The sequence below is a fragment of the Desulfovibrio faecalis genome (assembly GCF_053570625.1).
In genome coordinates this window covers 3,170,159-3,194,449 of record NZ_JBRBQR010000001.1, presented here as the reverse complement: position 1 = coordinate 3,194,449, position 24,291 = coordinate 3,170,159, and the positions used below count along the sequence as shown (strand labels likewise).

The following is a 24,291-nucleotide window of genomic DNA, read 5'->3' as shown; positions in this document are numbered from 1 at the left end:
TATGACCCGTAAAGACCGCACAGAAGGCATATACAGCCGCCGAGAAGTACTGGACGAAAGTGAGCGTCGTCAGTACTGCCTTATTCAGCTCAAAGATTTGCTCTCCTACGCATACCGCTATTCAGAAGACGTTAAAAAACGCTTCGACCGTGCGCAGTTCAATGTGGAGAAATTCAAAACACTTACCGATATAAAGCACATTCCCATCCTGAAGAAGAAAGAACTTATCTTCCTTCAGTCCATGGGGCCGCGCCTGGGCGGTCTGCTGACCAAGGATATCGGCGAGCTCAAGCGCATCTTTTTGTCGCCTGGGCCCATCTTCGATCCCGAAGACCGTGGAGAAGACTACTGGGGTTACACCGAAGCCTTCTATTCCGTTGGCTTCCGCCCCGGCGACGCCGTGCAGAACACGTTCAACTACCAGTTGACGCCCGCTGGCCTCATGTTTGAAGAGCCGCTGCGCAATCTGGGCTGCGCGGTTATTCCCGCCGGCCCCACAGACGCCGCCACCCAGCTCGACATCATGCAGAAGCTCCGCGTCTCCGGCTATGTGGGCACGCCCAGCTTTCTCATGCACCTTGCGCAAAAAGCCGAAGAAAAAGGCCTCAACCTGCGCAAGGATCTTTTCCTCGAAGTGGCCTTTGTCACCGGCGAGCGCCTGTCTGAAAAGATGCGCTCCCAGATGGAAAAGAAGTACGACCTCGTCATGCGTCAGGGCTACGGCACGGCCGACGTGGGCTGCATCGGCTACGAATGCTTCCACAAAACCGGCCTGCACATTGCCAACCGCTGCTACGTGGAAATCTGCCATCCTGACACGGGCATCCCGCTGAAGGACGGCGAAGTGGGCGAAATCGTGGTGACGGCCTTCAACAAGACCTACCCGCTCATCCGCCTTGCCACGGGCGACCTTTCGTACATCGACCGCAGCCCCTGCGCCTGCGGCCGCACCAGCCCGCGCCTTGGCAGCATTGTGGGCCGCGTGGACACCACCGCCCGCATCATGGGCATGTTTGTGTACCCGCATCAGGTTGAACAGGTCATGAGCCGCTTTGAAGAAATCAAACGTTGGCAGATCGAAGTCACCAACCCCGGCGGCATCGACGAAATGACCCTGTTTGTGGAAACCAGCGGCTTCAAGCGCGAAGAAGAGCTGCTGCACCAGTTCCGCGAAAAGATCAAACTGCGCCCCGAACTGCGCGTGCTGGCTCCCGGCAGCCTGCCCCCGCAGATCAGACCCATCGAAGACAAGCGTCACTGGGATTAACCCGCAGATATACGCAACAAGCCCGGCCAAGAGCCGGGCTTGTTTTTTGCAATTCTAAAAGAACCGCAAGCGGCGTGGAAAAGAAGCAAACCACTTTTTCCACACTGCAATTTTTACAGTTTACTTTACGTATCAAGCCCAAGCGTCATATCAAACCACTGCGCTCCGCCATGACTTGATTTCGAAATTCCATCATTCACATAACCAAAGCATTCATAGTAGCGAATCAGTTGCTCTTTGCACGTCAGTATGACTTTCTTTTTGCCTAACTTTTTAGCTGTTTGCACAAAGTGCTTCATTAGCTGGGAGGCAATGCCTTGCTTCCGAAATTCTGGAATCACAGCCAGCCCGAAAACAGTTAGGTTTTCACCAGTCTTATTGTGGTGAGACGTGCTATAAAAAAGTTCATCGTATATGACGGGGCTATCGGTAGCGCATCCATTAATATATCCAACCAGTTTACCGCCGACTTCAGCCACAAGAAAAGACTCAGGAAAAGCCGCAATCCTTTCCTTAAAGGAGGCCCGTGAGGCGGCCTCAGCCGCAGGAAAGCACACGGATTCTATTTCAGCTATACTCTCCAAATCATCCTGACGAACACGTCTAACTGTGAATTCTTGCATGCAATTTACTCTTTACTGGTGATTTTGCTGGCTTGCCCCTGTCTCTAGTCGATCATGCTTTGTACCAAGTTGATTTCAGCCTGAGAGCACATGGCACAACCGACCAAAATGCTACGAATTAATACGCCTCACCGCGACGGTTACGCCCAAGAATCTCTTCTACCTTGCTGATGCACATACCACCCTTCCTTGTTTCTACATATACCACAACACTGGGCACGTATTCTTTTCTAAAACTCGTGCTCATAGATACAAGGCTAAGGTTATTATTTACGACAATAGATTTATCAACTACAAGATTTTCCAATAATTTTTCGTCAACATCCTGACCCTTGAAGTAATAATCCACATCTGCAACCGATCTTTCATAATCAATCCGCACCCTTTTTACAGTATCCCTGCACACGTATTTGAATATGGCATCATCAAAAACAGGATGCTTACGCACAGACAGTGATTCTCTAAGATACCATTTATAAAAGTTACGCACAAAGGACTTTACATCTTGCGCTTGGGCAGATTGAGGGATTGTTTGAAACAAGCTCGCAACCAGAAGCATGCAGACAAGAAAAATCTTTTTCATATTGGTATTCCCGCCAGTTAGTATGGATATGCGTCTGATACGGAATGAATTTTAAATATTCCGTCCTTTTTATGTACGTAGACGATCACAATTTTTTCTATTGATTCTTTTGTAATTGTAGCAGGCACGACAAATACATCGTCTGTCATAGGCAGCACATCACCAACCCGAACTTTTGCATTTTTAAAGCGGATAAAAAAGGGACCCATTTGCGTAAAATAGCTCATCTCATGACATTTTTCTTCTTGTCGGAGTTCTGCAATCAGCTCTTCATCAACATACTCAGCTAGTTTATCTTGTTTTAGGGCATCCGAGAGATCATAATCTTTTATAAGATACCATTCATAAAATTCCTTAACAAATTCGGTTCTTCCGGGTTTTCCGTGGGTAACCCCTGTCAGGAACTGGCCGGGTAGAGGTTTAGACCGCCACAGAAGAAGTAGATGGCTGTCTTGAAATGCTCCCGGTTCCTATAACCGCAAGCCTTCCTCTTGATGGCCATGATCTTGCTGTTGAGGCCCTCGGCCACGCCGTTGGTGATCCTGTGGCGGCAGAAGGTCAGGATGTTCTCAAGATGTCTCTGAATCAGTCCGCCCACTTTGCGCATTGGGGCAAGATCTGACCTGTTCACCCAGACCAGCCATCGCTTCACAAAACGTCTGGCCCATCCCGTGCTCAGGTACTTCCAGACGTCGTTCAGGCTTTCCTTCATGGCCCAGGCCTTGGCCACCTTGAGGTTCGCTGTCTTCAAGGCCTCCAGGGCTGGCCGGTGTTTGTCCGGCAGATTCTCCTCCCGGTATAGCCAGAGGAATTTCGTGCCCTTGAGTCGATGGTCATCCTGACTTGTGAGTTCGCGGTGCTCTTGCTTGCGTACCCGGTCCACAGCCTCGCCTACGTGTTTCATGACGTGGAACCGATCGTGAACGATTTTCCCCGCCGCGTCCGGCACATGTTTGAGCGTAGCTTTAAAATAGGGCTCCCACATGTCCATGGCCACGGCCTTGATCCGCTCCAACTGCGCCTTGGTGAACTGAAGGTAGTACCCCTCAAGGCTTTCGGCCTTACGCTCGTCGGCCACATACTCCACCGTGCTGCCGATCAGATCACAAACCACGGTCACATAGTCGTGCCCCTTGCGGAATGCCTTCTCGTCAACGCCAAGATACCGCGAGGGATTCGATTGCTTGCGCTCCCGGCCCCGGCGCACCGCCCTTTCCATGACACCCCATGCTTCGTCCCAGGTGATGCGCAGGATGCGCCGCGCTCCTGTTACGGTGGCGCACTCGGTCAGCACGTCGATGATCAATCGCTCCATCAATATGGTGAAACGTGCCTTGGACTCGGCCCAAGGCACGTTGACCTGAAGGACGCCATGCTCGGGGCAGTCCACTCGGGGAATCCGAGCATGCAGGAACGTCTTGAACTGGCACGTGTCCAGATGGCGCCAGACACGAGGCTCGGCATGGTCGCGGCAAGCCAGCTCTCGACCACAAGTAGGGCAAAACCAGCGAACACCAGGACCATGCTCCACGCGGATGTCTACCCGACCTTCCGCCGTGTCCAGTTCAACAGCCTCAACAAACCAGGGCTCGGTCAGCCCGAGAATCCGAAAATATAGGTCCGTATCCTTCATTGGTGCCCTCCGGGAAGGACATTAGCAGATCAGCTACCCACGGAAAACCCGGAAGAGCCAAATATTTGTCTTGTGCGGAAAGCTTCCCCCTATTCACAGAGAAATAAAAAAGGCTGCCCAAGGGCAGCCCGAAATAGTCGATTAAGCTCAAAACTGTGAGGCTTAGTCGTCCTTGGCGGCTTTGTCGCGGCAATCCTTGCAGATGCCGTAGAGGTTATGGACATGGCCACGCAGTTTGAAGCCGTATTTTTCGGCCATTTCGCGCTGGAGTTTTTCAATGCGCGGATCGCAGATTTCCACAATCTTGCCGCAGTCAAGGCAGACAAGGTGGTCGTGATGGCTGTCCGGCTTGGCGATTTCGTAGCGGGTGATGCCGTCGCTGAAGTGGATTTCCATGGCCAGGCCCGCATCGCAAAGCAGCTTGAGCGTGCGGTATACGGTGGTCTGGCCGATGCCGGAATCACGCTTAATCACGTGCTGATAAAATTCTTCAAGCGAGTGGTGCCCAGGCAATTCAAAAAAAGCCTCAGCTATGATGCGGCGCTGGGATGTGGTGTTCAGGCCTTTGCGGCTCATGAAATCCAGAAATTCCGAAAGACCGGCATTGTTTTGTTGCGTTGTCATATATATGCCCACCCCCGAATAACAAGTGTGCGTTTGTTAAAACTGTCGATGCGGCCAGGGCTTGCAGTCGCCAGCATGTAGGGTACCTTTTGGCCTAAAAAATGGCAAAAAGCAATGCAGCGCCTGAAAGGCGGTTGTCTGCTGTTTTGCTGCCCTTCAAGCTATGGTATGGTTGTGGCGCGTGGAGAGCAAGGGCGTGTGCGAAAAAAAAGAGATTTTTCAGCCGTAATTTCTTGACAGACTAAATAGGATTGAATACTGTTTTCAAAACGAAGTTGCAGCAACCTCTGCCGGAGCGTCACGCTTCGCCATAAGGATACAATCATGGGGAATCTCATCAATAAAGCGGTTGAACCTTTCAACGTGAAGGCCTTTCACGGTGGCGAGCTGAAAACGGTTACCGAAGCAGATATCAAGGGTCACTGGTCCATATTCTTTTTCTATCCCGCAGACTTTACCTTTGTGTGCCCCACGGAGCTGGAAGACCTGGCAGACAATTACGAGCAGTTCAAAAAGCTCAATTGCGAAGTCTATTCCGTTTCCACCGACAGTGCCTTTGTGCACAAAGCCTGGGCCGATGCCTCGCCAAGTATCGCCAAGATTCGCTACCCCATGCTGGCAGACTGCGCCGGAGCCCTCTCCAACGCGTTCGGCGTGATGATTGAAGGCGCGGGGCAGGCCTTGCGCGGCAGTTTTCTGGTAAATCCCGATGGCGTCATCAAGGCCTATGAAATCCACGATACGCCCATTGGCCGCAATGTTGAAGAATTGCTGCGCAAACTGGAAGCCGCGCAGTTTGTGGCCGAGCACGGCGATCAGGTTTGCCCTGCCCGCTGGAAGCCCGGAAGCGCCACCCTTAAGCCCGGTCTTGATCTTGTAGGCAAGATTTAGGCAGATATTTTCCACACGCAGACGCAACGCCTTTCCCTTCCTCCAATGCCCTCCTCAGGCAATCCCGCTAAAAGAGGCCAGCACGCAAGTGTTGGCCTCTTTTGACGTGTGGGCTTTGCCGCGCGGCGGCGTGGAGAAAAGAAAGGCAGGACTGTTTGGGCGCGGGGTGGGTGAGCCTGTCAGGCTGATTTACGCAAACCCGTCTTTTCTGGCCTGACGGCGTTAAAATCCTGTTTTTGATGCTCACGTACTTGAGTACGCTGCGCTCAAAAGCAGGATTTTTCCTTGTCAGGCCAGAAAAATGCGTATTTTGCAAATTCGCCCAACACCAGCCATCGCCTTCGCTTCGCTCTGGCGAGTATAAGGAAGGCAACTTCACGACCAGCTCCTGGTGGTGAATATATTTTTTGACTCGCAAATTTCCTGTCTGGTCATGGCTGAACGGGAATTGGTGTCGTTACAAGTAACTTGTGGTGATTTTAGAATGTTTAGTGTTACTGAGAAAAGTACAAATGCAAACCCGAAACGAGCAATTTAACCAGTGGTACTTGGCTGAATGCGGATATTGATCGAAGCGAAAGCGTCCTATGGCATTAACGCGGCGCGGAGGGAGATCACCTGAGCGAGCGTAGCGAGCGAGGGAAACTCCCGCAGCTATGGCCGCGTTGCCCTCGCCACGTTAAGGAAGTTGAAAGCCCTTCTTATGGGGGTGCTTCGGGGGGATGCAAGGGGGGCCGAGAAGGGGGCGTAGCCCCATAACCGGCCCCACCTTGCCGCGCGCCGCGCAGGCGTCCCAAACACCGCCGGACGGCGGGATATCGTGCCCGAAGGGCAGCAAACTGTTTAAGTCTCACGTCGGGGCGCGAAACCGCACGACCGCGCAGGCACCCCAAAAAAGAGGCCAGCGCTCACGCGCTGACCTCTTTCAATTGCAACGCAATAGGCGTTGGCAATGGCGATCCTTTTTAAGCCATGGGCTTGAGAGAATTGTTATAGATGCGCGCCACGCGCTCCCTCGTGCCTTCCACTGGCGCAACGGAAATCAGCAGGCCCAGCGAAGGAGTCTGCTCCACCAGATCACAGAACTTGTCTACGTCAGCGGCGGTCACGCCGATGTCTTCAAGCTTCTGCGGCACGCCCACACTGGCAAGCCACTGCTCCACAGCCTTGGCGGCCTGCGGGGCTTCTTCCGGCAGACCCTTGAGGCCGGGGGCCAGGGGCGCGAGAATGTGCGCCAGCACATCGGGCCTGGCGGGGTAGCATTCCAGAATGACTGCGGGCAGCAGAACGGCAAGGCCAAGGCCGTGCGACAGGTCGGGGCTGACGGCGCTCAGTGGGTGCTCAAGCGCATGCGTGAAGTGCAGCAGACCGTTATCAAAAGCCACGCCTGCCTGCATGGCGGCGTAGCACAGCTGGTAGCGGGCCTTGAGGTCGCCGGGGTCGGCAAGGGCGGCGGGCAGCCACTGGTGGACAAGCCGGATGGTCTCTGCCGCAAGCGAAATGGCAAAGGGGTTGGTGACAGTGGTGGTGGCGGCTTCCACCACATGATTGACGGCGTCAATGGACACATAACGCGTCTGGTCGGGCGAAAGCCCGGTCATGAGCGCGGGGTCGTCAATGGCAAAGCGGGGGTATATGCAATCGTAAGCAATGGCGGGCTTGTAGTTCAGCTTGGTCACAGTTGCAACGGCAAAGCGGTTCACTTCGCTGCCGGTGCCGTGGGTGAGGTTGATGGCGATGATGGGCAGTGCCACTTGCGGCGTAAAGCGGTAGCAGTACAGATCATCGCCCGTCTTGCCGGGGTTTGCCAGCAGGATGGCGGCGCTCTTGCCGCAGTCGATGGGGCTGCCGCCGCCTATGGCCAGCACTGCGCCCGCATTGACAGAACGGCCCAGGGCTGCGGCTTCGTCCACGCTGTCAGTGGTGGGGTTGGGGGTGACGCGGTTGTAGAGCGCCAGCGTGACGCCGTGCTTTTGGGCTGCGGCTTCAACTTTGTCCCAAGCGCCGGTGATTTTGTATGAACGCCCGCCGCAAACGCAGAGTATGGACGTGATGCCCTCGCTCTTAAGCTGTGCGAGGATATCGTCTATTTTATCAATAGCTCCAACGCCCAGATAGGTAGTTGTCTTGACCCGAATTTCCCGCACATTTTTGTAATCGGCAGCTTGATCCCACATATGATCCTCCAGAGTGCTATGGCACGTATCCGCCGCGAAGGCGGGTTGATTGAAATTTTGTTATTTTTTTCACATAAAGTGTTTATAAAAACTTTCAGGCAGATAGTAAAGCTCTTTGAGCGCACAAACATTTTTTCACGCAAATTTGACAAGCGGGAGAAATAGATGGCGGCATGCAGGGCAAACGCTGCACAACGTGCTCAGTACTTTGAGGGAGGGAGCATTCCACTGTATGCGGAGCCTCCATCAGGATTTATGGCATGTAGCCACATGCGGCACACGGAGGCAAAAAAGTAGGCTCCCTTGCGGGAGCCTACTTACCGTAACTCAGGGAACCTGCTTGGCAATGATTTTTTGAAAATCTTTGCCGCGAAATGCGCGCAGACAGGCTTTTGCCCGCCATCAGCGAGCGTTTCAGGTCGTTATTGCTTAATGCCCGCGCAGCATCTTGACGGAGCAGAACTTGCCGCACATGGCGCAGACTTCTTCTGTCTTGTGGTCTTCGCGGCGTTTTTCGAGCATCTGTGGGTCAAGAGCTGCCTTGGACATGGCTTCCCAATCCAGAGCCTTGCGGGCGGCGTTCATGGCAGCCTCGCGGGCAACGGCGGCGGGGCGGCCAAGAGCCACTTCGCCCACATGGGCGGCCACGCGTGAGGCCATCACACCTGCGCGCACGTCCGCCTCGTCAGGCAGGGTGAGGTGTTCGGCAGGGGTGAGGTAGCACAGAAAGTCCACGCCAGCCTCGACGCCCATGGCGCCGCCGATGGCTCCGGCAATGTGGTCATAACCGGGGGCGCTGTCGCAGCACAGGGGGCCGAGCACGTACAGGGGGGCATTGTTGGTCAGGCGCTTGATGCCCTGAATCTGGGTGCGCACCTGATTGAGCGGCACGTGGCCAGGGCCTTCGATCATGCATTGCACGCCGCGTTCAAGGGCGTATTTGGCAAGTTGGCCCAGGTTGATGACTTCTTCCCACTGGGCGGCATCGCCCGCGTCCACGCCCGCGCCGGGGCGCAGGCCGTCGCCCAGCGAAAGGGTGACGTTGTAGGGGCGGCAGATGTCCAGCAGGCGGTCATAGTATTCCAGCAGCGGATTTTCACGGTTGTTCTCAAGCATCCAGCGGGCGAGCATGGAGCCGCCACGCGAAACAATGCCCAGCACTCGGTTGTTCTTGACGGCCATTTCAGCGCCGCGCTTGGAAAGGCCGCAGTGCACGGTGATGAAGTCCACACCCTGCTCGGCCTGCTTGGCGATTTCGGCAAACAGCGCATCGGGCTGCATGGTGGCGATATCCAGCTCCGCGTCCAGAATCTGCTGGCCCACGGCATAGAGCGGCACGGTGCCGAGCGGCAGGGGGCAGGCCTTGAGCATGCCAAGGCGCAGGGCGTCAAGGTCGCCCGCGATGGAAAGATCCATCACGGTGTCGGCTCCGGCATCAAGGGCAGCCTTGATTTTGCGTTCTTCCGTAGCGGGGCAGTTGCACAAGGGCGAAGTGCCGATGTTGGCGTTCACCTTGATGCGCGAGGGCTGGCCCACAAGAATGGGCTTGAGGTTGGGATGCGCGGGGTTGCCCAGCAGCACCATTGTACCCGCCTCGATGGCTTCAACAATGGATTCCGGGGCGAGTTGTTCTTCCTCGGCCAGAGTGGTGAGGTGTTTGTCCAGCAGGCCGCTCAGAGCGGAATTCTGCGAACGAAAAGATGCAGACATGGTTGTGCCTCGCGGGTTGCGACGCAGGGCGCAAAAAAAGCCACAAGCAGCGGAACAGCGTCGTGGCCGCGGCTTCCCTACGGCAGTGCGAACTGCGTCAGGTTCATAGGGTCTGGGTTTATCCCACTCTCAGCCGCCAAACCTTGCGATCCGCGGCTCCCCTAGCACTGGTTATATGAATACTCTGTATGTCACCCGCTGTAAAGCCCGCCCTGCAATGCCTTGCATTTACCTGCTCCGGCTGGCATAGACGAGTTATGGCAAGAAAACGTTTTTTGAGTCCCTTCACCTGGCCGGTGTTGTCATTCCTTGCGGTTATCCTTGCGGGGTCAGTACTGCTCGGCCTGCCTGCAAGCTGGGCCAAGGGCCAGAGCATCAGCCCCATAGACGCCTGTTTTCTCGCAACTTCGGCTGTCTGCGTTACCGGCCTTTCGCCGCTGGACATAAGCGAGGTGCTCAGTCCTTTCGGTAAGGGGGTGCTGCTGTGCCTCATCCAGACCGGCGGGCTGGGGGTCATGACCTACACAAGCATCATCTTTCTGTTGTGGCGCAATAACGTACCCTTCAACAGCCGCGAGGCCGTGAGTCAGGCCTTATTGTGGGGAGATTTCAGCCTTGCCGCCTTTTTGCGGCAGGTGCTAGGGCTGGTTTTTGGCATTGAGGCTGTGGCCGCCTTGCTGCTCTGGCTGCACGACCCTGTATTTTTCTATCCATTCAGTGCCGTGTTTCATGCTGTTTCAGCCTTCTGCAATGCAGGCTTTGCCTTGAGCACAACCAACCTGGCTCTTTTTCGGGACGACGTGGTCGTTAATGCCGTTATTGCGTCCAGTGTTATTCTGGGCGGCATAGGATTTGGCGTGCTGCGGGAATTCCTGGGCATCTGCACAGGAGGTCGCATGGGCGCGCCTGTGCGCCGTCTCAGCCGTTTCAGCCGTCTGGTGGTCAAAACAAGCCTCTTGATTATTGTTCTCGGCTGGGTGGTCATGTTCGCCATCGAGTTCTGGCGGGGAAGCGTGCCGAGAACCGTGGATGGATGCGCCGACCTTGCCATCACCATGTTCTTTCACTCGGTGGTGGCGCGTACCGCAGGCTTCAGCTCCATTGATCTCGCCGTGCTGGGCGATGCCACCCTGCTGGTGTTGATAGCCCTGATGTTTATCGGCGGCGGCCCAGGGTCGTGTGCAGGCGGCATCAAGGTTGTGACCTTTCGCGTGCTTGCGGGCTACATTGCCGCCCAGTTCAGGGGCGACAGCCAGATTGTGCTGGAAGGGCGGGGTGTGGCGGCAGAGAACGTCAGTCGGGCGCTGACCCTGTTTTTTGCCTACTCCATGTTGGTGGGGATTTCTGTCTTTCTGCTTGCCATCACGGAAGGCGACGTTATTGCCGGAGCAGGCACGCAGGCCGCGCCCTTTTTGCGCTTGCTGTTTGAAGAAGTTTCGGCGCTTGGCACCGTGGGGCTTTCCGTCAATCTGACGCAGGATTTAAGTTCTGCGGGCAAGGGAATCATAATTTTCAGCATGTTTGCGGGCCGGGTGGGCATTTTGAGCCTGCTCATGGCGGTGCAGAGCTTGCGGTCAAAAAAGGCCTACAGCGTGGCAGAAGCCCAGCTTCCCATAGGGTAGGCGGGCTTGTCCGGTCATGGCCTGACGGTCAGAGAGGTAATTATGGCGGAAAAGAAACTGGAAATCGGCGTTATCGGCCTAGGCAAGTTTGGCCTGCGCATGGCGTCCACCCTTGTGTCGCTGGGGCATACGGTGCTTGGCATTGATATGTCCGAGGCCAGGGTGCAAAGGGCGGAAGAAGCGCTGGATACCGTATATAAGGCCGACGCTACCAATATTGCCGTGTTGCGGTCGCTGCACGTGCAGGATCTGGACTGGGTGGTGATCAGCGTTGGGGAAAGCGTGGAGCAGTCGCTGAGCATCACCCTCAACGTGCAGGAGTTGAACGGCCCCAAGATATGGGTCAAAGCTTCCAACGAAGAACACAAAAAAATTCTGCAACGCCTGCACGTCACCCGCGCCATGGTGCCAGAAACTGAAGCTGCCGTCATGGCGGCCCACCAGTTGACCCACCCCGGCATGCTCGACCTTATCCCCAAGTACGGCGGCATTGCCATTCAGGAGCTGCGCGTGGATGCGTGGGACGGGAAAACCCTTATTGAATTGAATTTGATACAGCAGTTCAATGTCATGGTCATGGGCATACGTCCTGCGGGAAAAAACGCCTTTGTCTTTGTGCCGCCCGCCACAACAGTTCTGCACAAGGGCGACTCTCTTGTGGTGGCCGGCCGGGCTGATTCCATGCGCATGCTCAAGCCCTGAGGCTGACCAGATTCGGCAGAAACAAAAAAGGCCTTCCCCTGAACCGGAGAAGGCCTTTTTTACGCTACCCCTGGCGGGAGGGGCGTGGTTTGCCCACATAGAAAATGAACGCGCCCAGCATGACAATGACAGCGCCGGACAGGGCGCTTTTTTCAGCGCCGGAAAAGGCGATGAGGCAGAACATGCATGCGCCGAGCGATGCCGCCACCTTGAGCCATGCGGCCCGGTTGCGCAGGCCATACCGTTTGAGCAGCGCCAGAGCAGAGTAATAATAGGCCGGGAGCGTCAGCAGTACAGCCACGCTGGTAATGCTGTTGAACAGATCCTGAGTGTCGCCGGAGCGGCTGACAACCATCATCAAGAGCAGCATGGCGCTCATCATGCAGGCTGAAAGAACAAGCCCAGCCACGAGCTGACCCTTGGCGTTTTTTCTGCCAAAAATGGGCGGCAGGGTGCCGTCCTGCGCGGCGCGGCAGCCAGCGTTGGAAACAAGCATTATCCATGATCCCAGTGAGGCCAGGCAGGCAAAGGCGGTCACTGCCGAAACCATGTCCGGCACCAGGTGGGCCAGGGGTAGCCCTGCGCAGATATGGCCCATGGCCAGCGAAAAGGGCGCACCGGATTCCGCCATCTGTTTTGCGGGAAACATGCCCGATATGGCCGTGCAGGAAAGTATGTAGACAAACCCGGCCAGAGCCGTGCCAATGAGGGTGGAAAGCGGAATGTTGCGCTTGGGGTTTTCTACCACCGCAGTATTCACCGAGGCGCTCTCAACCCCTATGAAGCTCCAGATGCAAAGCACAACGGCGCTCATGACGGAACTGCCTGCAGGTTTGCCCCCGGCAAGCCAATTGGCGGAAAACACCGCAGGGTCAAAATACAGCCAGCCCACGGTGCCCGTAATGAATACGGGGATCAGCAGCAGAACGACCCCGATGGAAACAAGCCTGCCTATCCAGGCCGCGCCAAGAATGTTCACGCCTGTGAATATCCAGATAAGGGCCAGCGATGCGAAGCCTGCCCACAAGGGATGCTCCAGCGCGGGAAAGAAAACCGAAAGATAGTCCACGCCGGTTATGGCTACGGCCAGATTGCCTATCCAGTTGGCGTGGTAATAGAGCAGGCCTGTCTGATAGCCCAGCTCTGGCCCGATTTCGTTGGCATAGGCAAGGGGGCCGCCCTCCTGCGGGTCTTCCATGCCCAGCCGGGCAAACACATAGGCCAGACCCATGGCTCCCAGAATGGCCACAAGCCAGCCGATGACAGATATGCTGCCGATGCCCGCCAGGTTCGCGGGCAAAAGAGCAATGCCAGACCCCATCATATTGCCCGCCACTACAGTGGTGCAGGCGAAAAGTCCAAGTTTTTTTGTGCCGGGCGTGGTCATGGCTGCCGTCCTTTTTGGTGCGGTTAAAAAACTCTCCCCGGCCTTTCGGGGCAAAAATCAGCGGGCGTGGCTACTTTTTTATGCACAATACGCTGAAGTATTTTTTGCCGTCGCGTTCTATGCGTTCTACGCCGTGGATGTCGCTTTCATAGCCGGGAAAGGCATTTTCAAAGTTCTGGCGCGCCTCAAGATAGGCAAATATGGGTTCCGCCGCCTCGTTCATCACCTCGCCGCCCATCATGACGGGGATGCCTGGCGGGTAGGGTACAATCATGACAGCCGGAACGCGTCCGCGCAGATCGGCCAGTTCCACATATTCCACATTGCGGCGCACCACTTCATGGTAGGCCTCCGCAGGCCGCATGACCTGATCGGGAATACCCTGAAAGGCTGCCTGCATCTTGTCCAGCAGCTTGTGCTCGCGGAAGTGACGGTGAATTGCGTTGCTGTGATCTCTGAGGCCAACGCCCTTGTATGTCTCAGGAAAGGCGGCGTAGAGATCAGGCAGGGCAACGCTCAGCGGAGCATTGGCGTCATAGAGCTGCTTGAATTTGAGCAGGCCCGAGATGAGCGCCCCTTCCTTGGCCTTGGTGGTGCCGATGGAGTTGAGCAGCAAGGCTCTTCCGGGTTTTCCGTGGGTAGCTGATCTGCTAATGTCCTTCCCGGAGGGCACCAATGAAGGATACGGACCTATATTTTCGGATTCTCGGGCTGACCGAGCCCTGGTTTGTTGAGGCTGTTGAACTGGACACGGCGGAAGGTCGGGTAGACATCCGCGTGGAGCATGGTCCTGGTGTTCGCTGGTTTTGCCCTACTTGTGGTCGAGAGCTGGCTTGCCGCGACCATGCCGAGCCTCGTGTCTGGCGCCATCTGGACACGTGCCAGTTCAAGACGTTCCTGCATGCTCGGATTCCCCGAGTGGACTGCCCCGAGCATGGCGTCCTTCAGGTCAACGTGCCTTGGGCCGAGTCCAAGGCACGTTTCACCATATTGATGGAGCGATTGATCATCGACGTGCTGACCGAGTGCGCCACCGTAACAGGAGCGCGGCGCATCCTGCGCATCACCTGGGACGAAGCATGGGGTGTCATGGAAAGGGCGGTGCGCCGGGGCCGGGAGCGCAAGCAATCGAATCCCTCGCGGTATCTTGGCGTTGACGAGAAGGCATTCCGCAAGGGGCACGACTATGTGACCGTGGTTTGTGATCTGATCGGCAGCACGGTGGAGTATGTGGCCGACGAGCGTAAGGCCGAAAGCCTTGAGGGGTACTACCTTCAGTTCACCAAGGCGCAGTTGGAGCGGATCAAGGCCGTGGCCATGGACATGTGGGAGCCCTATTTTAAAGCTACGCTCAAACATGTGCCGGACGCGGCGGGGAAAATCGTTCACGATCGGTTCCACGTCATGAAACACGTAGGCGAGGCTGTGGACCGGGTACGCAAGCAAGAGCACCGCGAACTCACAAGTCAGGATGACCATCGACTCAAGGGCACGAAATTCCTCTGGCTATACCGGGAGGAGAATCTGCCGGACAAACACCGGCCAGCCCTGGAGGCCTTGAAGACAGCGAACCTCAAGGTGGCCAAGGCCTGGGCCATGAAGGAAAGCCTGAACGACGTCTGGAAGTACCTGAGCACGGGATGGGCCAGACGTTTTGTGAAGCGATGGCTGGTCTGGGTGAACAGGTCAGATCTTGCCCCAATGCGCAAAGTGGGCGGACTGATTCAGAGACATCTTGAGAACATCCTGACCTTCTGCCGCCACAGGATCACCAACGGCGTGGCCGAGGGCCTCAACAGCAAGATCATGGCCATCAAGAGGAAGGCTTGCGGTTATAGGAACCGGGAGCATTTCAAGACAGCCATCTACTTCTTCTGTGGCGGTCTAAACCTCTACCCGGCCAGTTCCTGACAGGGGTTACCCACGGAAAACCCGGAAGAACCAGCAGCAAAAAGGAATAATAGTCGGTTTTTTCGCACACCACGCGGTGCCGGATCAGGTAGTTGGTGACAATGGCAGCCGGAATGCCCGTATCCGCCATTGTGCCGTCTTCCGCAAGGCCGGGCGTGATAAAGGTCAGCTTGATGGGGTCAAGCATGACGTAATCCGGCTCAATATCGTCAAAGCCGTGCCAGTTGTTGGCGCTGTCCAGTACCCAGGGGAGCTGGCTTTCTGCCAGATATTCGGCGGGCACTTCCAGAAAGTCATGCATGCCCTTCTGGTAAGGAACCCTTCTGGGCTGCCACATGCTGAAGAACCAGTCGCCCCTGGCGGTCATTTCCCGCTCCATGAGGGTGATCTTGCGGCGGATGCGAACTGCCTCGGCAATGGTGTCGTGCAGCAGCACCTCGCCGTCGTCGTCCATCATCTTGGTGGCAACATCAAGCGAGGCGATCATGTTGTATTGTGGCGAGGTGGAGCCGTGCATCATGTAGGATTCGTTAAGTTCATCGCGGTTGATCCGTACATGTGTGCCGTGCTTTACGTGCAGCATGGAGGCCTGTGAAAAGGCCGTGAGCAGCTTGTGTGTGGATTGTGAACAGAAAATGGGCGGATGATCGGCCACATTGTCGGCATCCGTCATGCCATAGTGGTTCTCGTACATGGGACTGAAACGGGCGTAGGCGTACCAGGCCTCGTCAAAGTGCAGGTTGTCCACGCTCTTGCGAAGCTGCTTCTTGATGTTGGTCACATTGTAGCACAGCCCGTCATAGGTAGAATTGGTAAGGGCGGACATCTTGACCCGGGAGCTTTTCAGCTCGTCAGGAATGAGCTTGTTGGCTGCGATTTTTTTGTGGATGCTTTTTTCTGAAAATTCCGAAAGCCTGCACGGCCCGATGATGCCGCGCCGGTTGCGCCGTGGCGTCATATACACGGGATAGGCCTCGGTAATGACCATGGCGTAGTTGAGCGATTTGTGACAGTTGCGGTCAACAAAGGCTATGTCGTCGCGCAGCACCTGGCTGCGCCAGATGATCTGGTTGACGTTGGAGGTGCCATTGAGCACATAAAAAGTTATGTCCGCCCCAAAGACTCTGGCGGAATTTTCTTCCGCATCGCCAACCGGGCCGTTGTGGTCAAGCAGGGAGCCAAGCTCGGGCACGGAAATGGAAAGGTCGGCGCGAAAGACGTTTTCGCCAAAAAACTTGTGCATGGCCACCCCTGCGGGGCTTTTGAGAAAACCCTCGCCGCCCATGTGGCCGGGCGTGTGCCATGCGTATTTGTATTCATTGGCGTAGCGGGCCATGCCGCCGAAAAAGGCCGGATACACCGTTTGCAGGTAATCGCTGACCAGGACCTCGATGCGCCCTGCCAGAAAATCCACGGTATCTGTTATCTTCCAGATGCAGTCGTCTACTTTGGAAAGGACATCCGTGGGCAGATTCTCCAGCTCGGAATGGTCAGTGAGCAGCACAACCGGGATGGTTTTATTGCGCTGACGGATGCCCTCAAGCAACTCTGTTGCCGTTGCCTGCTCGCCGGGGTCCTCACACTGTATGTCCCAGTCTATTATGACAGTTCCAAGGTCTGCGCGGGATGCAAAAATATTTATTGCGTCTTCATATCGCAAGGATATGAGAACAGAGCAGCCTTTGTTTTCCACAAGCTGTTTCTTCAGCTCGCGCAGTCTGCAACCTTCATCTGTTGCCGCATCAAATTCACCAGAAACAATCAATACAGGCCATTCATGCTTGTCTATGGGCATTGGCGCGCTCCTTACCATTACAGCGGCAAGTAGAGGGTGTGCGCAGCAGGGAATGCCTGCGCATGATGAAGCTGTGCTGTGCAGATTGAATGCCTATCTATCCTTTTGTCTTTTATCGCTCAAAGTATAAACTTTGTCCATTTGTGTTTGGCCGAGGTTCACTGAAAATTGTGCATTTTCAGTGAAGGCTTGTGCAATGCTCTGGCGTGATCTTGCAGCAATCTTTGAATATTCTTTATGTAATGCAACGATTGCGCAGTGGCGGCTGGCGCAATATCTGGCGAGATGGGCGGGTAAGATGGCCGGTCTGTAGGCAGGATTGCGCGCGGGGCGAGGATGGCTGGGGAAAATCAGCGACTGGGGGAGGCGTCCTCGCCGGGGAGCGCCCACCAGGGTAAGCCCCGCCATGCGGCGTTGAGCGCCTTTTCATGCGCGGGCCATTGGGGCGAAAAGCGGGCAAGCTCCTCCCTGTAGGCCGGGGAATGATCCATATGGCGCAGGTGGCACAGCTCGTGCCAGCACAAGTGCTCCAGCAACGGGGCAGGCAGAAGCAAAGCGCGCCAGTTGAGGCTGATGCGCCCCTCGGGGCATGCAGGCGCGAGGGCTGCGCCGCCTTGGGCAAAGGATGGGGCCGCTTCATATGTGGCGGGCAGGGGCGGAGTGGAAAAAAAGTTGCGGATGCGCGTGGTGAGCTGCTCCAGCGATCTGGTGCGGCCGAAAGCCCCTTGCGGCAGTTGTGACCGTTGCGTCGCGGGCTGCGGAGTGTGCCCCCGGCGCAGGCGGGAACAACTGCCCCAGCGCCCGCTCTGGTCCCGCACGCTTACACCCGCAAGGGCAAATCCTTCCGTTGTCGCAAGCTGTTCCAGATACGGCGGCAGCAGGCGGGCTGCTTTTTTTCGACACCACTGGCGCAGGGCCTGCGCGCATAAGGATATGTCATCTACGGCGCCGTACAGGCGCACCTGAGCCATACTTTCCACCAGCAACAAGCGTCGTGCGCCGTTGGCAACTTGCACAGTAGCGGTTTTGCCGGTTTGCGCAGTGGCGGCTTTGCGGCCTGCTGCCATGTCGCCACAGGGCGTGACGGCAAAAATTTCGCCCGTTAGCGGCAGAGTGATACTGGAAGGCAACTGGGGGGCGGGTACCCTTCGCAGCAGGGTTGTGCGGGCGCGCTCCAGCCAGGGCAAAAAGAGCGGCAGGCTTGATTGAAGCTGCGTTGGCCCCATGGTCAGCGGGATAGTCAACACAAGGTCGCCCCGAGGCGTGAGCGACAGTTTTGCCCTGCGAGCACGGGGTGAAAGGCGCACTGAAGCCGTCAGGCGCGTACCATCGGCCAAGGTAAATTCTACCGTGGCGGGCAGATCGTGCAAGGGGGTGGCAGGGGCTTTGCGGGCAGGCATGCGGCAACGCTGCCATAGGCGGCCAAGGCTGTAAAGACTGCCTGCGGCATGGTTGTTGCTGTACTACCTGCGGAAAGGTGCATCCGGCAGGTTTTGCCGGGTGCAAACCCGTTGGGCAGCCGCACCCATGGGTTCCGTGGGGGAGCCACTATTAAAATGATGCGGTATTTCGTAGCGATGATTACTGCGGGGGGCGTCATATGAGTACAACAGGGATTGGCAATCTGTTGGGTTCCAGCAGCGCAGAGGCAGTTTACAAGGTCGGTCTGGGGTCGAATACCATACGCACACGCAGCGATTCGTCAGATTCTGGTGACACTGTGGATATTTCTGATGAAGCCAAGAAGCTTTTTTCTGAAAAGATCCACATGTACGACAAGGGTTCGTCCACGGCTGCGACATCGCAATCTGCGGGAACTAAGGGTGACACTTCTGCTGAAACTGCCAATGGCGAAACCGATGAAACCAGCGAATCCGGTGGCGGCGGTTCGACCAAGGCCGGTGGCGCCGGCGGTGGTGGCGGTGGCGGTAACGACAGCTCTTCCAATGCTGTCGAGAATATCAAGAAGCAGATTGCGGCCTTAAAGAGCCAGCTTTCCAGCTTGGCCAGCCACGCTGGCAGCGGCAACAGTACGGCTGTGGAAAGCAAAATCCAGTCGCTCGAGTCGCAGATTGCGGCTCTCGAAGCACAGCTTGCCGAGGCAGAGTCGACTTCTGCTTGACATAGGAATGATTCCTAATTAGAGTGGTTAAACAAGAGGGGCACTTTTGCCCGTGCCCTTTTTTGCCGTTGCGCCAATAGGCGCGCAGCCACCAATCATTCCAAGGAGAAGACGCTATGAAATCGCTGAAAGGCAGCCAGACGGAAAAAAATATTCTTACAGCCTTTGCTGGTGAATCTCAGGCGCGTAACCGCTATGACTACTTTGCCGGGCGGGCCAAGAATGACGGTTTTGTGCTGGTGCAGGAAATTTTTGTAGAAACCGCCTTGCAGGAAAAAGAACACGCCAAGCGCCTGTTCAAGTTTCTTGAAGGCGGAGATGTTGAAATTACGGCGGCGTACCCTGCCGGGGTCATAGCTGACAGCGAAGCCAACCTTATCGCAGCCGCCAGTGGCGAAAACCACGAGCACACCGTCATGTATCCTGAATTTGCGGCTACGGCTGACAAAGAAGGTTTTTCCGAAGTTGCTGCCGTCATGCGCCAGATTGCCGTTGCCGAGGCCTACCATGAAAAGCGTTTTCTTACGCTTGCCAAAGATATCAAGGAAGGGCGCATGTTCATGCGTACCAAGCCCACAATATGGCGTTGCCTGAACTGTGGCTGTCTTGTGGAGGGCGACCACGCTCCCGAGATGTGCCCCGCCTGTGCGCATCCCAAGGCCTACTTTGCAGAGCTTAACTACACGTTCTAAGCGGCATCAACACTGGAAAGTTGCCCGTTTTTACAACGCGGCAGACGCCGGGATGAGTGCCAGAGGCTTTCGCAGGATGACATGATGTCTTTCACATACCTACCCTGAATTATTGTCTACAGATAGCAGTCGAACTGCGTTGACCGCAAGCGCCAGACCTTTTGGGTCTGGCGCTTTTTTTGCGAAGCGGCATGTGCCTGACGCAGAGCCGTCACCGTTGCGGGGCAGCATGGCTGCTGCGTGTTCAGTCAGATTTGAAAAGCAATCAAATATCTACTATGCAATGTTATTGCGAGTAAGTATAGTTCTGGTAGTTGCCTTTTGCAGTTTCCGGCCATTTGAAAGGTATCTAAATATCTTGCAGGACTGGGACTAAGTGGTTACAGCTAATAAAAGGCATGTCGTTATATGGGTGGGGAAGGGACTCTGCCATCTGTGTAATGTGGTCCATACTGGTCGATATGCCACAAGCGGGAGAATGCGGACGGTGCATTCTTCAAGCTGAGGAGTCAACCGTGAAACAGATTATCTGGGGAGCACTTTTTTCCCTGCTTTTGGCAACGGCGGCCACTGCGGCTGAAACCGGTTATCCCCCGCCCCCGCCAGCGGGGAAGCCGCTTTCGGTCGAGGACTCCATCTATGGAGTGTTGCGTAATCATCACAATCTGCGGGGCATGATTGAAAACCGCGAGGTGCTGGATCATGAGGTGAGGCGCGCTCAGGCTGGCTTTGGCCCCCGTGTTGACGTTACAGGGCAGGCTGGTGGCAGCGTCTTAAGCGATTCAAGCACCCGCAGCCAGAACCTTGATTCGCAGATGTGGGGCAAGGTGGGCTATAGCGCCCAGCTTGTGCAACCCATATGGGATGGTTTTGCCACCCGTTCGCGCGTTCGCACTGCCAAATCCACTCTTGAATCCCAGAAATACCGTGTATTCGATACGGCGACATCGCTTTCTCTTGATGCGATTATCGCCCATATAGATTTGCTACGCCGCAGAAAAATCTACGAGCTTTCCGAAGAAAACGTGGCTCATCACAAGTCTCTTGTGGGGCAGGCCCAGGATCGCGCCAGCCTTGGCGCGGACACTGCCGCAGACGTAACCCAGGCGCAGTCGCGCTTGCAACGGGCGCTTTCAAGCCTTTCTGAAGCCAAGGCATCCCTGCTTGTGGCCGAGGAAACCTATACCCGGCTTACCGGGTTGCCAGCGGCCAGCCGTTTGCAGGCCGTGACCATGCCGCCCCAGCTTTACACCGCATCGCAGGCTGTTCTGGAAAAGGCCAAAAAAAGCAATCCCAAACTCGCCGCCTACTTGCAGGATATCCGTGCTTCGCGCGCCGAGCGCGAACTTGCGGATTCGGCTTTTTCTCCCGCCCTCAATCTCGAAGCAGGCCCCAACTATACCAACCTTGGCGGCACAAGTGATCGTTGGGTCTACAGTTTTGACGTCATGGGCGTAGTGCGCTGGAATATTTTCAACAGCGGGGCAGACGTGGCTGAACGCCGCGCTGCTTCAGCCCGCATGCGTCAGTCGCGTCAGGTGATGTACAACTTTATTGATGATCTCAAGCTGGATGTGGACAGCACCTGGATCAACTATCTTGCTGCCCAGGAACAGTACAATCATTATTCCAAAGCCATAGAGTACAACAAGTACACGCGCACCGCCTATATCGAACAGTTCCAGATTGGCAAGCGCAGTATTCTGGATGTGCTGGATACAGAAAGTGAGCTGTACAATTCTGCAACCCAGGCGGAAACAGCCCGTGGCAATATTCTTGTGGGCGCGTACAGGCTGTCGGCGCTCACGGGCAATATGCTGCCAGAAATGTCCATTAATACAGGACCGCTTGGACAGAGCGCGCCCAAAGAGCCGGAAGATCCTCGCGAGGAGTTCGCTCCTGGCTGGTTCAACTGATAAACCCTTCTGCATGCCCCGGTTAAGCCGGGGCATGCGGCGCTTTTTTAAGGGCGCAAATCCTTCTTTACCAGGCCGGGATAATTGGCTGACCCATGCGGCGCGCCTTGCGACTCTGGGCTGTCGAGTGAATTCCCTCAAGGTAGGGGCTTTGCCGCTCTGCGCGCTGATAACGAAAAGATGATGCCGAGTTATCCCCATCAGCATCAATGGAATATGCATGGATACAATTTCTGCGGATTCAGAAGAAAAGGCACGGCCCACATCACCTGAACAGGAATCCGGCGACAGCCGGGCTCCCCAAAAGACAGCAGACATGACACCGGGGCAAGCCTCCGGCGTTGCAGAACACGGCACAACCCAAGCGCCGCGCACCGCGCCGGGCATGGGCCCGTTGCGCCCTTCAGACGTGGACTTCATGCCCGGCTTGTTGCGCAGTCTTTCGGTCCTGATGCGCCTGCGCGGGCGGGCAGTGTCGCCGCATGTGCTCATGGCCGGGCTTTCGGGCAGCAAGGTAACGCCTCAGGCCTGCCTGCGGGCGGCCCGCAAGGCGGGACTGGCCGGGCGTATCGCCTATCGGCCTGATATCGCAGATATTCCAGGCCTTGTGCTGCCGTGCATTCTGTTGCTCTCCCACGACCGCTCGTGCGTGCTCACCGCCCTTGACGGCGACATGGCCGAGGTGGTTTTTCCCGAAACAAGCGAAAGTTCCCAGTTGGTGCCAGTAGAGGCCTTGACGGACGAATACTCCGGCTATGCGCTCTTTGCCGCAGTGGAAGCAGCGCCGGATGACCGCTCCGAACGCCTCAGCATCGCTCGTGGCAAGCGCTGGTTCTGGGATGTGCTGCGGTATTACGCGCCCATCTACAGACACGTGGCCCTGGCCAGCGTGGTCATCAATCTCATTGCCGTGGGCAGCCCGCTGTTTGTGATGAATGTCTATGACCGCGTGGTTCCCAATAATGCCATAGAAACATTGTGGGTGCTGGCAAGCGGCATCTGCATCATCTATCTTTTCAATTTTCTGCTTTCGGCTCTGCGTACACATTTTGTTGATGTGGCTGGCCGCAATGCGGATATCGTTCTCTCCAGTTCGCTGGTGGAAAAGGTGCTTTCCATGCGGCTGGACGCAAAGCCCGAATCCACGGGCGCGCTGGTCAACAACCTGCGCGAATTTGAGCAGCTGCGCGAATTTTTCAGTTCCTCAAGCCTGCTTGCCTGCATTGATCTGCCTTTTCTTGTTATTTTTTTACTACTTACGGCATTCATTGGTGGGCCTATGGTGCTGCTGTCCATTGGGGCCATGCCCATCATGATCGGCATTGGCCTGCTGCTCCAGCACCGTTCGCGCATGAGCGCCGAGGCCAGCTACAAGCAGAACATGCAAAAAAACGCACTGCTGGTGGAAATAGTGGGCGGGCTGGAAACGCTCAAGTCCTGCATGGCCGAAAGCCGCATGCAGAAGCTGTGGGAATCTGTGGTGGGCCTTTCGGCCCGCTCCAACAGTGAATCCCGCAAATATAACAACCTTGCGGTCACATCTTCCATGCTCATTACCCAGCTGGTTACTGTGGCCATGGTGGTGTGGGGCGTGTACCGCATATCTGATGGCCTCATGACCATGGGCGCGCTTATCGGCTGCAATATTTTGGTGGGGCGCACCATGGCCCCGCTGCTCCAGATGGCCTCCCTGCTCACCCGTTTGCAAAATTCGCATGTGGCCCTCAAGGCACTGGACATGCTGATGATGCTGCCTTCTGAAAATCAGATGGAAAAAACCTGCATGGATTTTGGCATGCTGCGGCCTTCGTTCGCTCTTGAAGGGGTTTCTTTTGCCTATCCCCGGCAGGAACGTCTGGCTCTGGAGCATGTTTCACTGCGCATTGAGCCGGGTGAACGCGTGGGCATTATCGGGCCCATGGGATCGGGCAAAAGCACCCTGTCAAAGCTCCTTATTGGTCTCTATCAGCCCAAGGAAGGGGCGGTGAAATTTGGCGATGTGGACATCAGGCAGATTCCCAGCATGGAACTGCGTGGCCGCGTGGGCGTGCTGCCGCAGGATGTGGTGCTGTTTTACGGCAGCATTCGCGACAATATTGCCCTTGGGGACCCCACCATCAACGATCACCTCATTCTGCGCGCCGCCTCCCTGGCTGGCGTCACAGACTTTTTGCGCAATAATCCCGCTGGCTTTGCCGCGCAGGTGGGCGAGCAGGGCAAGGCGCTTTCTGGCGGGCAGCGTCAGGCAGTGGCCCTGGCGCGCGCTCTGGTGCGCGACCCTGAGGTGCTCATTCTTGACGAACCCACCAGCAATATGGACACGGATTCAGAAATGCTGCTGCAAAAAAGACTGCAATCGGTCATTAGCGGGCGCACCCTTGTTCTTGTGACCCACCGGCTCTCCATGCTGCGTATAGTGGATCGGCTCATTGTTATGGAAGGCGGACAGATCAAACTGGACGGCCCTCGCGACGCAGTGTTGCAAAGTCTGCGCGACCGCTCGAAAAAGAACGTGACCAATGTGCAGCAGGCCGCACCGCAGGAAAAATCTGCTGATGCCGCAACGGACTGAAGTTTTTGACTTTGCTGAAAAGTTTTGGCTTTTTGTTTTGAAATGACCGCCCAGCGGTTTTTGG

General features: G+C 56.1%; 19 protein-coding genes and 1 riboswitch. Of the genes, 9 read left to right on the top strand and 10 right to left on the bottom strand.

The features are described from left to right. The first annotated feature begins 1 nt into the window (after nt 1). Nucleotides 2–1,267, top strand: coding sequence for a phenylacetate--CoA ligase family protein (locus ACUZ79_RS14085; RefSeq protein ID WP_022659670.1), 1,266 nt, complete (start codon nt 2–4; stop codon nt 1,265–1,267). Nucleotides 1,268–1,392: 125 nt separating this feature from the next. Here the strand turns inward: ACUZ79_RS14085 and ACUZ79_RS14080 are convergent, their stop codons facing one another. From ACUZ79_RS14080 to ACUZ79_RS14065, 4 genes are all read right to left on the bottom strand, one after another. After that, nucleotides 1,393–1,890 carry a GNAT family N-acetyltransferase gene (locus ACUZ79_RS14080; RefSeq protein ID WP_240825237.1) on the bottom strand — a complete coding sequence of 166 codons (498 nt, stop codon included), beginning with the start codon at nt 1,888–1,890 and terminating at the stop codon, nt 1,393–1,395. 118 nt (nt 1,891–2,008) lie between these two features. Beyond that, complete coding sequence (locus ACUZ79_RS14075; RefSeq protein ID WP_449251970.1) at nt 2,009–2,473, bottom strand: hypothetical protein; 465 nt, start codon at nt 2,471–2,473, stop codon at nt 2,009–2,011. 397 nt (nt 2,474–2,870) lie between these two features. Then, the gene (locus ACUZ79_RS14070; protein ID WP_096152604.1) at nt 2,871–4,106 is read right to left on the bottom strand and encodes an ISL3 family transposase; all 1,236 of its coding nucleotides are present in this window, start codon (nt 4,104–4,106) and stop codon (nt 2,871–2,873) included. A 162-nt stretch (nt 4,107–4,268) separates the two neighbouring features. Next, nucleotides 4,269–4,730 carry a Fur family transcriptional regulator gene (locus ACUZ79_RS14065; protein ID WP_022659501.1) on the bottom strand — a complete coding sequence of 154 codons (462 nt, stop codon included), beginning with the start codon at nt 4,728–4,730 and terminating at the stop codon, nt 4,269–4,271. A 324-nt stretch (nt 4,731–5,054) separates the two neighbouring features. On the opposite strand from ACUZ79_RS14065, the gene ahpC reads away from it, so the two are divergent. After that, the gene (gene ahpC, locus ACUZ79_RS14060; protein WP_192113303.1) at nt 5,055–5,621 is read left to right on the top strand and encodes an alkyl hydroperoxide reductase subunit C; all 567 of its coding nucleotides are present in this window, start codon (nt 5,055–5,057) and stop codon (nt 5,619–5,621) included. A 965-nt stretch (nt 5,622–6,586) separates the two neighbouring features. Here the strand turns inward: ahpC and ACUZ79_RS14055 are convergent. Beyond that, nucleotides 6,587–7,798, bottom strand: a complete 1,212-nt coding sequence (locus ACUZ79_RS14055; RefSeq protein WP_449251969.1) for an iron-containing alcohol dehydrogenase — start codon at nt 7,796–7,798, stop codon at nt 6,587–6,589. Between the two features lie 429 nt (nt 7,799–8,227). Continuing rightward, a complete protein-coding gene (thiC, locus tag ACUZ79_RS14050) occupies nt 8,228–9,508 on the bottom strand; it encodes a phosphomethylpyrimidine synthase ThiC (RefSeq protein ID WP_240826077.1) in 1,281 nt (426 codons plus the stop codon). A 57-nt stretch (nt 9,509–9,565) separates the two neighbouring features. Next, nucleotides 9,566–9,681, bottom strand: a riboswitch (TPP riboswitch). A gap of 84 nt (nt 9,682–9,765) precedes the next feature. On the opposite strand from thiC, the gene ACUZ79_RS14045 reads away from it, so the two are divergent. Both ACUZ79_RS14045 and ACUZ79_RS14040 read left to right on the top strand, forming a co-directional pair. Next, on the top strand, nt 9,766–11,130 hold the full coding sequence (locus ACUZ79_RS14045) for a TrkH family potassium uptake protein (protein ID WP_240826076.1): 1,365 nt from the start codon (nt 9,766–9,768) through the stop codon (nt 11,128–11,130). Nucleotides 11,131–11,172: 42 nt separating this feature from the next. Then, complete coding sequence (locus ACUZ79_RS14040; RefSeq protein ID WP_240826075.1) at nt 11,173–11,832, top strand: potassium channel family protein; 660 nt, start codon at nt 11,173–11,175, stop codon at nt 11,830–11,832. Nucleotides 11,833–11,896: 64 nt separating this feature from the next. Here the strand turns inward: ACUZ79_RS14040 and ACUZ79_RS14035 are convergent, their stop codons facing one another. Together ACUZ79_RS14035 and ACUZ79_RS14030 are read right to left on the bottom strand one after the other, a co-directional pair. Further along, entirely contained in the window at nt 11,897–13,219 is a 1,323-nt protein-coding gene (locus ACUZ79_RS14035; RefSeq protein WP_449251968.1) for an amino acid permease, read from the bottom strand. Between the two features lie 70 nt (nt 13,220–13,289). Next, the gene (locus tag ACUZ79_RS14030) at nt 13,290–13,835 is read right to left on the bottom strand and encodes an Orn/Lys/Arg family decarboxylase (RefSeq protein ID WP_449251967.1); all 546 of its coding nucleotides are present in this window, start codon (nt 13,833–13,835) and stop codon (nt 13,290–13,292) included. A gap of 59 nt (nt 13,836–13,894) precedes the next feature. Here ACUZ79_RS14030 and ACUZ79_RS14025 point away from each other — a divergent pair, with 59 nt between their 5' ends. Further along, nucleotides 13,895–15,130 carry an ISL3 family transposase gene (locus ACUZ79_RS14025; RefSeq protein WP_096152604.1) on the top strand — a complete coding sequence of 412 codons (1,236 nt, stop codon included), beginning with the start codon at nt 13,895–13,897 and terminating at the stop codon, nt 15,128–15,130. Here the strand turns inward: ACUZ79_RS14025 and ACUZ79_RS14020 are convergent. Both ACUZ79_RS14020 and ACUZ79_RS14015 read right to left on the bottom strand, forming a co-directional pair. Continuing rightward, nucleotides 15,072–16,925: an Orn/Lys/Arg decarboxylase N-terminal domain-containing protein gene (locus ACUZ79_RS14020; protein WP_449251966.1), complete on the bottom strand. Its 1,854-nt coding sequence runs from the start codon at nt 16,923–16,925 to the stop codon at nt 15,072–15,074. The two genes, ACUZ79_RS14025 and ACUZ79_RS14020, sit on opposite strands and share 59 nt — an antisense overlap. 350 nt (nt 16,926–17,275) lie before the next feature. Beyond that, entirely contained in the window at nt 17,276–18,325 is a 1,050-nt protein-coding gene (locus tag ACUZ79_RS14015; protein WP_449251965.1) for a M48 family metallopeptidase, read from the bottom strand. A gap of 200 nt (nt 18,326–18,525) precedes the next feature. On the opposite strand from ACUZ79_RS14015, the gene ACUZ79_RS14010 reads away from it, so the two are divergent. The 4 genes from ACUZ79_RS14010 to ACUZ79_RS13995 all read left to right on the top strand — a co-directional run bounded on the left by ACUZ79_RS14010 (nt 18,526) and on the right by ACUZ79_RS13995 (nt 24,227). Beyond that, nucleotides 18,526–19,047, top strand: coding sequence for a FlxA-like family protein (locus ACUZ79_RS14010; protein ID WP_449251964.1), 522 nt, complete (start codon nt 18,526–18,528; stop codon nt 19,045–19,047). A 116-nt stretch (nt 19,048–19,163) separates the two neighbouring features. Then, nucleotides 19,164–19,739: a rubrerythrin gene (rbr, locus tag ACUZ79_RS14005; RefSeq protein WP_240826070.1), complete on the top strand. Its 576-nt coding sequence runs from the start codon at nt 19,164–19,166 to the stop codon at nt 19,737–19,739. A 515-nt stretch (nt 19,740–20,254) separates the two neighbouring features. Then, the gene (locus ACUZ79_RS14000; protein WP_449251963.1) at nt 20,255–21,655 is read left to right on the top strand and encodes a TolC family protein; all 1,401 of its coding nucleotides are present in this window, start codon (nt 20,255–20,257) and stop codon (nt 21,653–21,655) included. Between the two features lie 220 nt (nt 21,656–21,875). After that, nucleotides 21,876–24,227 carry a type I secretion system permease/ATPase gene (locus ACUZ79_RS13995; RefSeq protein ID WP_449251962.1) on the top strand — a complete coding sequence of 784 codons (2,352 nt, stop codon included), beginning with the start codon at nt 21,876–21,878 and terminating at the stop codon, nt 24,225–24,227. The last annotated feature ends 64 nt before the right edge of the window (nt 24,228–24,291 follow it).

Bases quoted from the DNA above. Each gene is read 5' to 3' on its own strand.
- ACUZ79_RS14085 (WP_022659670.1), top strand. From the start codon at position 2: ATGACCCGTAAAGACCGCACAGAAGGCATATACAGCCGCCGAGAAGTA.
- ACUZ79_RS14080 (WP_240825237.1), bottom strand. From the start codon at position 1,890: ATGCAAGAATTCACAGTTAGACGTGTTCGTCAGGATGATTTGGAGAGT.
- ACUZ79_RS14075 (WP_449251970.1), bottom strand. From the start codon at position 2,473: ATGAAAAAGATTTTTCTTGTCTGCATGCTTCTGGTTGCGAGCTTGTTT.
- ACUZ79_RS14070 (WP_096152604.1), bottom strand. From the start codon at position 4,106: ATGAAGGATACGGACCTATATTTTCGGATTCTCGGGCTGACCGAGCCC.
- ACUZ79_RS14065 (WP_022659501.1), bottom strand. From the start codon at position 4,730: ATGACAACGCAACAAAACAATGCCGGTCTTTCGGAATTTCTGGATTTC.
- ahpC (WP_192113303.1), top strand. From the start codon at position 5,055: ATGGGGAATCTCATCAATAAAGCGGTTGAACCTTTCAACGTGAAGGCC.
- ACUZ79_RS14055 (WP_449251969.1), bottom strand. From the start codon at position 7,798: ATGTGGGATCAAGCTGCCGATTACAAAAATGTGCGGGAAATTCGGGTC.
- thiC (WP_240826077.1), bottom strand. From the start codon at position 9,508: ATGTCTGCATCTTTTCGTTCGCAGAATTCCGCTCTGAGCGGCCTGCTG.
- ACUZ79_RS14045 (WP_240826076.1), top strand. From the start codon at position 9,766: ATGGCAAGAAAACGTTTTTTGAGTCCCTTCACCTGGCCGGTGTTGTCA.
- ACUZ79_RS14040 (WP_240826075.1), top strand. From the start codon at position 11,173: ATGGCGGAAAAGAAACTGGAAATCGGCGTTATCGGCCTAGGCAAGTTT.
- ACUZ79_RS14035 (WP_449251968.1), bottom strand. From the start codon at position 13,219: ATGACCACGCCCGGCACAAAAAAACTTGGACTTTTCGCCTGCACCACT.
- ACUZ79_RS14025 (WP_096152604.1), top strand. From the start codon at position 13,895: ATGAAGGATACGGACCTATATTTTCGGATTCTCGGGCTGACCGAGCCC.
- ACUZ79_RS14020 (WP_449251966.1), bottom strand. From the start codon at position 16,925: ATGCCCATAGACAAGCATGAATGGCCTGTATTGATTGTTTCTGGTGAA.
- ACUZ79_RS14015 (WP_449251965.1), bottom strand. From the start codon at position 18,325: ATGCCTGCCCGCAAAGCCCCTGCCACCCCCTTGCACGATCTGCCCGCC.
- ACUZ79_RS14010 (WP_449251964.1), top strand. From the start codon at position 18,526: ATGAGTACAACAGGGATTGGCAATCTGTTGGGTTCCAGCAGCGCAGAG.
- rbr (WP_240826070.1), top strand. From the start codon at position 19,164: ATGAAATCGCTGAAAGGCAGCCAGACGGAAAAAAATATTCTTACAGCC.
- ACUZ79_RS13995 (WP_449251962.1), top strand. From the start codon at position 21,876: ATGGATACAATTTCTGCGGATTCAGAAGAAAAGGCACGGCCCACATCA.